6 protein-coding genes are annotated in these 6398 nt (G+C 37.3%); all 6 read right to left on the reverse strand.

The window, feature by feature from the left end; genetic code table 11:
• Nucleotides 1-341: 341 nt before the first annotated feature.
• Complete coding sequence (locus F6K54_RS38155; RefSeq protein ID WP_293089280.1) at nt 342-986, reverse strand: HEAT repeat domain-containing protein; 645 nt, start codon at nt 984-986, stop codon at nt 342-344.
• Nucleotides 987-1147: 161 nt separating this feature from the next.
• Complete coding sequence (locus tag F6K54_RS38160) at nt 1148-2089, reverse strand: HEAT repeat domain-containing protein (RefSeq protein ID WP_293089282.1); 942 nt, start codon at nt 2087-2089, stop codon at nt 1148-1150.
• A 170-nt stretch (nt 2090-2259) separates the two neighbouring features.
• Entirely contained in the window at nt 2260-2748 is a 489-nt protein-coding gene (gene cpcA / locus F6K54_RS38165) for a phycocyanin subunit alpha (protein ID WP_293089284.1), read from the reverse strand.
• Nucleotides 2749-2854: 106 nt separating this feature from the next.
• Nucleotides 2855-3373: a phycocyanin subunit beta gene (locus tag F6K54_RS38170; protein WP_293089286.1), complete on the reverse strand. Its 519-nt coding sequence runs from the start codon at nt 3371-3373 to the stop codon at nt 2855-2857.
• A 282-nt stretch (nt 3374-3655) separates the two neighbouring features.
• A complete protein-coding gene (locus F6K54_RS38175; protein WP_293089288.1) occupies nt 3656-4426 on the reverse strand; it encodes a phycoerythrobilin:ferredoxin oxidoreductase in 771 nt (256 codons plus the stop codon).
• 812 nt (nt 4427-5238) lie between these two features.
• Entirely contained in the window at nt 5239-5973 is a 735-nt protein-coding gene (locus tag F6K54_RS38180) for a 15,16-dihydrobiliverdin:ferredoxin oxidoreductase (RefSeq protein WP_293089290.1), read from the reverse strand.
• Between the last annotated feature and the right edge of the window lie 425 nt (nt 5974-6398).

The raw sequence follows: 6398 nt of genomic DNA on the forward strand, positions 1-6398 counted from the left end.
CAGAATGGATGGCTTTAATACCATTTTTTAGGGCGTAAATTATCTTTTTTGTCAAAGGGACATCTCATGTAAAGTCTTTTTATCGCTCTTACTATTCGTAACATTCTTTTTTCAAATTGGTATAATACCACTTCACTTACAACGCTTTTGCTGATTGATGAACCACATTGTCATAACCAAAACCCTGTAAGGGCGAATGGCCATTCGCCCCTACTGTGGTCTATTGAAATAAAAACCCCTGTAAAAGCTGAAATTACTGTAGAGTAGAGTTTTTAAGTACTTAAAATATCACTTCTTACTTTTGACTTTTGACTTTTGACTTCTAACTTCTAACTTCTGACTTACCTTAAGTCTGCAATAGCCATTTGTGCCCTAGCACTAACCGCTAAAGTTGTATCTGTATCAACAATCTCCTCAAACCTGCTCAAAACATCCTCAAGCCATTTTGGAGCGCTAACTTCTACAGCTTTAGCCAAGCCATGCAAACCGACTACAGCAGCATAACGCACTACCCATTCTGGGTCTTGAGATACTTGCAGCAGGGTTTGAAAAACACGCTGTTGAGCATCGGAAACTTCTGCTTCTGATAACTTTTCCCAATCAATAAAACCTAAACCTCTAGCTGCACCTCGTCGTACACTAAAAGAAAAGTCATTTACGGCACTATCTAATAATAAATCTAACCCACGGGGATCGCCAATACCTGCTAATGCTCTGATGGCCCAAGCTCTAGCACCATAGTTATAACCGTCAAGTTTTTCTAGTAGTGGAAGTACTGCCGTTTCCCCAAGTAAAACTAACCCATCAACTGCTGCTACTGCTGCCCCAGGATTGTTGTACCCTAAAACTGTAATTAATATCGGGATAGCATCTTCCATCTGAGCTGCTGCTAAATCTTTAACTGCATCAATTAAGCCTTGAGAAGAATCTGCTTTTTCCACTGCCCGGATGAGTTGATTATTTATTGTCGAGGGTTGATTATTCATTTTTAGGGAGTAGGGAGTAGGGAGTAGGGAGTAGGGGGAGAGAATTGATAATTTATGTACAATAGTTGATTTTATTTTCTATTATCACCAGGTGTCTATTCTTAGGAAGTAGGGAAGTAGAAAAATAGTAAAAATACGAATAGTATAAACTAATTAATATTTTATAAAAGTGAGTCCATTAGAGTCATTACTTCAATAGCCTCATCTGATAATAATAATTGAGATTCTACTTTTGACTTTTGACTTTTAACTTTTGAATTTATTGTAATAGCCTCATCTGATAATAATAGTTGAGATTCTACCTTTGACTTTTGACTTATCACTTTTGAATTTATTGTGAGGTGATGTTCCAAAAGTCCTTTGAGGGCAATTAATTTCATACTATTTTCGGCTAAGGTTTCTGATATTGCCTGAGCTGCAGGTAAATAACCGATCGCTGCTAAATCTAATAGTGCAGAGCGTCGTAACTGTAAGTTATCACCCTCTAATGCTTGAGTCAAATATTCTCCATATACTGCCTCTCCTGTAAGTTGATATAGGGACCTAGCAGCAGCATATTGTACTTTTTCTGCCGGATGTTCGATAAAAGGTTTAATTAAAGGAATTGCTAATTGAGCTTGAAGTGTTCCTAAAGCTTCAATAATGTCTTCGTAGGGTTGAACAAGATGAGGCTTACCTGGAACTAATACTGCAGCTTCAACCCCTCCATCTAAAAGTTTGATTAATGCGGAAATGCAGCTAGGGTCTCCTAACATTTCTAATGCTTCTGCTGCTGCTTCTCGTACATAATAGTCTGAACTTTCCAAACATTTAATCAAAGCTGGTACAGCTTTTTTGTCTTCTAACTTACCCAAAGCTCTAGCTGCATTGCGTCTGAGAGGATACCCACCGTCTTCTGTTCGGTCAGATTCATCTTCTAGAGCTGCAATTAAGCCTTCTATAGCTGCAGGTATATTTACTCGAAATCTACCCAACCACCAAGCAGCATAATATCGTTTACCTAATTCTTCATGCCGTAGATTGGCGATCGCTTCTTCTACCGTTAGAGACTCGCCACTGTCGGATGTTTGTTCTGATGGTGAATCCCAATGCTGCTGTGCCATAACTTCATCTAAATCGACTCTGACAAAAAACGATGCCTGGAAAGATAAACAGATACTAACTACAGGCCAGCACCTGTATACCTCTCCAGGCTACGTTAAATATTAGCTCAAAGCTATGTGATTAAGTGAACATTTATTTCACTTTCATCAGTTAGTTTCTGTAACAACTACTAGCTGAGAGCGTTGATAGCGTAATCAATATAGTTGTTAGCTTCAGTTCCAGGTTGACCAGTAATACCATGGTTAGCTTTGATATACTTTAGAGCTTCAATATACCAGCTAGGAGATAACTCGAAGGTTTTATTAATTTCATCAATTCCTGCAATGAGTATCTCATCCATAGGACCTGTACCACCTGCAACCAGACAGTATGTTACCATCCGGAGATAGTAACCAATGTCACGAGAACACTTTGCTTTTCCTACTGGAGTAGAAGCATAGGTAGGTCCCTGAGTTGTAGTAGTGTAGGGGAACTTGTTGTATACTGCTTGAGCAGCTCCATCAATCAAGGTTTGAGATTTGCTAGTAAGAGCTTTAGCAGCTTCTAAGCAAGCAGCAGCACGTCCGAAACGACCAAAGGCTGCATTGATTTCTGTGTTAGTTAAAAAGCGACCTTGAGAATCAGCAGCAGTTACTGCTTCAGTTAGAGGAGTTTTCATGTTTGAGGTACTTCCCTTATTATTGTGAGTACAATTTTTGGTACGATTTTAAAAGTTGTAGAGATGCTAAGGTGCATCCTTACAAAAAAAGTTTTTTACAGTTTTTTTAGGCAACTGCTGCAGCAGCGCGATCGAAGTAGCTACCAATCTCAGAGATTAGAGAGGCGCAATCTCCAGGAGTAATGCCATTTGGATCGTTAGCAATAGCAATAGCTGCATCTTTCATTTTTTGCACGCCTACTGCTACAGAAGCACCAGGAGTTCCTAGAGCTAAGTAAGTTTCACGCAATCCATTGAGACAACGGTCATCTAGCACACTTGCATCACCAGAGAAAATAGCATAAGTTACATAACGTAGGATAATTTCCATGTCACGCAAACAAGCTGCCATACGACGGCTTGTATAAGCATTTCCACCAGGAGCAATTAACTGAGGCTGATCTGCAAATAGAGAGCGAGCTGCATTAGCAACGATAGTTGAAGCGTTGCTAGTAATGCGGTTAACTGCGTCTAAACGCTTATTGCTATCTGCCACCATTGCGCTTAGAGCGTCGATTTGGCTAGGTGTAACAAAATCACCCCTGGCATCTGCCTGGGAAACTACTTTTGTAAAAGCATCAAACATCGATTAATTCTCCTAATTTGATTTTTTTTAATTGCTTTTCGATGCTATGGGTATTCTTTTAGTTTTTTCAGCCTAGCTGCCCATGGCTGGAAAAGTAAAATAGGACTGTTTGAGAATCCTGAGAAAATCTTACACCGTTTATGAGAAGCTTTTCAATACTTATCAATCAATGTTTGTGTTAATTTTCTCTTATCTTTATAACCCTTCAGATATTCTTTATACAATGCTGTTGTGTTTTTATTTATTACAAATTATTAACAAAATTTTCTACAGTATAGAAAGTTAAACAGGATTCAAGGCCAACTGTCTTTCTAGGTCAAATAGAAAGCCATGAATATATTCTTCTGTCCATTCAGGGCCATAAAATCTGGTAAACATTCCCCTCGCTGGATCTTTCTCGGCTCGATATCTGAGATAACGCAGTTGTGCCTGCTTGATTTCTGCTAATTTCTCTATATCAGTAATAGGTTGTGCTTGCTTTACAAAGATGAAATAAGCTTGCAGGTAATCTTTGAAGGCTTCAAGCACTCTTGTCTTGACTAATTCAGTTCCTTGAGGACGAGTCCAAAGAAAGGCTGGAGAAAAGAATGGAATTGCTTCTTCAGGAAAATCTCCTCCCCACGGCAAATGCTGCTTATGTGTTTGGAAGGTATCCCATATTGGCTGAGTATACTTTTCTTGATACTGAGGATCATCCCGAAATAAGGGCTGCATATCTAGGGCAATTAGATGTCCCCCTGGTAGGGTAACTAGGTCTGCCCCAAAAAATGGCAAATCATAATTAAGGTGGGGAAATATTACAAAATTTAACACTTGGAGGGCACTGCCACCTTGAACATGAGCTGCTCTAATTTGTCGGAGCTTGGGACTACAGTAAGCGTAACTGGTGGTTTTTACTTCTTGTTCCTTTTTACCCTTGCCTGTTATAGCAACTTTATGTTCAAATCCAGGGGGTATGGGGTAAGGTTTTAGTTCTAGTTTTTCCTTGAGCTGAGTGATAGCATCATCTAGAAAAGGTTTATACAAATTCTCTATATTTTCAGTTGGTGTCATTTCAGTTATCAGTTATCAGTTATCAGTTGTCCAAGACATCAGGAATTACTTTTCTAATTATATTAAATGACCCATTTACATCAGCATTTAATAATTTATTTTCCCTAGTTTTATACAACCCTCTTGTTACTCTTTGTTTTTCACTAAATTTCGGTTTTTGTTCTCTATATTTCCGCAAATCATCCCCATCTAAAAAACTCGATTGAGATGTATAAAATTCTTCTGTATTGAGATGTATAAAATTTTTCTGTAATTATTACTTTTATTCCTCTTAGTTGCGCTTTATATGTTAACATCTCTATTAACCTATAATCAATGAGGAATATTCACAAATAATTGTTTATTGTTCTTTTTTTCTAATTTTATCTCTTGTTTCCAATTCTGATTATTCCCAATAATTAACCTGCCTATTTCATAGTTAACCGAATAATTAATAATTAAATAATTCGCGCCTTGAAGCCTCTCCTTTCTGTAACGGTTAAAACTCGAGTAATTATCAATTAATGAAACACCAATCTATTCTCTTTTAGTTACTGTATGAAGATAGTTTTCTACTCTTAGACAATTTCGTTTGTGAGTTAATTTTTTTAACCGATGAAAATTACTTTTAGCTTCATACCTTAATTGTAGCTGATAACAACTCAATTAATAGACAACTAAGTAAACTTACTCATTTTAGTTTTATCGCTATAGTTATGAGTAAGTTTGGGGAGTTTTAGACAAGTTTTCTCTTTCTGTATTTACCCCCCCTGGATGTGTTAGAAGGATGCGAGTATCAATTTTTAACTGAATAGTTAACAAAATTATTGGAATTATCGGGTTGCATTGGGAACAGCTAATGGTACAGCATCTTCAAACAAGAATTCGTAGAGAAATTTTTCTGACCACTCATGGCCAAAATAACTGCTAAATAATCCTGATGCTGGGTCGCGCTCTGCACTATATTGATCGTAATCTTTTTGCGCTTTAATTATCTTTTGAATATCTTCTGTTTGATCGAGAGTTTCTGCTCCATCTAACATTTGCCAATACAAGTTAATGTATTTTTGATAAGCTTCAAAAAATTTAGTTCTCACTGTTTCTTCATCTGTTTTAGCAAACAGTAAATATTTAGAAAAATATTGGTTAGCATCATAAAATTTCATTTCTAATTTTTGAGCTAAGTTATTATATTCTTCTCGCAGCGATCGCATTGGTTCTATATATTTTTCTAAATAAGATTCTTCCTGAAATAAAGGTTGAAAATCTAATACTACTAAGATTTTACTTTTACCAAAAGATAATAGGTCAATTCCTAAAAGTGGAATGTCATAGTAGTAACTGGGATAAATCACACTATTAAATACCTGAGCTGAAGCTCCTGCATCAATATAGGTATAACGTATTTTTCTTAGCTGAGGACACTCATAACACCAACTTTGGATGGTGGCTTGATTCTTGCCTCGATTACTAACGTTTGCTTCTAAACCAGCAGGTATTGTTCTACTGCTTAAGTCAAATCTACTGAATAGCTCTTTTTCTAAGTATTCTAAGAATGGCCTGTACATTGATACTTATGGTAACATATTAAATCACTCTACAGAATAATTGATGGCCATCACCTGAGTCTCATTTCTCATAAACAAAGCAATAATCCTTCATAAAGTCAAAAGTCTAAAAAAAAATGTCAAAAATTAAAACTAATACCAATATCTCTATGAAGCTGCGCTTAATAAAAGATAACAATTATCAGTAAAGTTCAAGCCTGGGTAAGAATGTTAAGAATTATTAAGCGCATTGTTACAGAGAAATGGTATAAGTAGGGTTTGCTGAAAAAGTCTTATGGGTGAAGGTAGGAGACAGGAGACAACCCACCCCTCGCCCCTCCCCCTCCCAACCCACCCCTAGCCCCTCCCAGGAGGGGAGGGGGACAGGAGGAACGGGGAATGTAGAGGAGGTAGGAGCGGGCGTTTTGTCCCTTAATTTTTCTGCC

It is taken from the genome of Okeania sp. SIO3B5 (assembly GCF_010692555.1).
Taxonomy (GTDB): Bacteria; Cyanobacteriota; Cyanobacteriia; order Cyanobacteriales; family Microcoleaceae; genus Okeania.

Excerpts from the sequence above, each read along its gene's own strand:
- F6K54_RS38170 (WP_293089286.1), bottom strand. The coding sequence starts at position 3,373 with ATGTTTGATGCTTTTACAAAAGTAGTTTCCCAGGCAGATGCCAGGGGT.
- F6K54_RS38175 (WP_293089288.1), bottom strand. The coding sequence starts at position 4,426 with ATGACACCAACTGAAAATATAGAGAATTTGTATAAACCTTTTCTAGAT.
- cpcA (WP_293089284.1), bottom strand. The coding sequence starts at position 2,748 with ATGAAAACTCCTCTAACTGAAGCAGTAACTGCTGCTGATTCTCAAGGT.
- F6K54_RS38180 (WP_293089290.1), bottom strand. The coding sequence starts at position 5,973 with ATGTACAGGCCATTCTTAGAATACTTAGAAAAAGAGCTATTCAGTAGA.
- F6K54_RS38160 (WP_293089282.1), bottom strand. The coding sequence starts at position 2,089 with ATGGCACAGCAGCATTGGGATTCACCATCAGAACAAACATCCGACAGT.
- F6K54_RS38155 (WP_293089280.1), bottom strand. The coding sequence starts at position 986 with ATGAATAATCAACCCTCGACAATAAATAATCAACTCATCCGGGCAGTG.